A 719-nucleotide genomic window follows, 5' to 3' on the forward strand; every position below is an offset into this window, starting at 1 on the left:
TGGCAGCCTCGCTGATCGAGCGCTTGTCGATGTTGACCAGTCGCAGCATCTCGTACTTGACCTGCAGCACATCGTCGGGGTCGAAGAACGCGTTGTTGGCGAACAGTGCGTGAGTGACGCCGTGCGCACGCGGGTTGAGCGCAGCGTGCTGGCGCAGGACCGCTTGCTTGTCGTGCTTGTCTCGATCTATGGGCATGGACCCTCCTCGGCTCAGGCCAGTCAATGTATGTAAATAGGATTATGTTCGGCATGAACACACTGTCAAGGTGATCACTGCAAGCGATAGGAGGTTTCATGTGCAGCATGTATGTTGAGCTCCCATGCCAGTAGCATCGAACAGATGCAAGACAAGACGTAATCGCCTTTACACTTTGCACAATATCTTCTTTACACTGAAGGGGCCGGCTCATGACTTCATTGCCTCGATCAGTTGCACCAATTCGAGGAGTTCTTGAGCCCGGAACGCGGCACGTCCCCGCGCCACAGCATTGAAAGGGTCTTCGGCGACCAGGTCGGTCCAGACCGCCGGCATCGAGTGCGAGCCTCCTGCTGTGTCGTGGAAAAAAACCCTGTCTTCGCGCCAGTTCCTCCCACGCTCGACCAGATCGAACACCTGACCGAACAGCGGATGGTGCGGATGGGTGACGCGAAAAGGTCGTCGCTCAACGTCGCCATGCGGCGCAGTTGACTGCTCGCTCCAATCCCTATGTCGAATCGGC

At 57.0% G+C, this 719-nt stretch carries 1 protein-coding gene and 1 pseudogene; both read right to left on the reverse strand.

What is annotated here, in order from left to right; all coding sequences use genetic code 11:
- Positions 1-196 (reverse strand): annotated as a pseudogene (locus EC86_RS0100275) (helix-turn-helix domain-containing protein); the annotation flags it as partial.
- A gap of 210 nt (positions 197-406) precedes the next feature.
- The coding region (locus EC86_RS29390) for a DUF5372 family protein (protein WP_198026730.1) at positions 407-719 on the reverse strand (313 nt) is incomplete at its 5' end.

This window comes from Polaromonas glacialis, from assembly GCF_000709345.1.
Lineage (GTDB): Bacteria > Pseudomonadota > Gammaproteobacteria > Burkholderiales > Burkholderiaceae_C > Polaromonas > Polaromonas glacialis.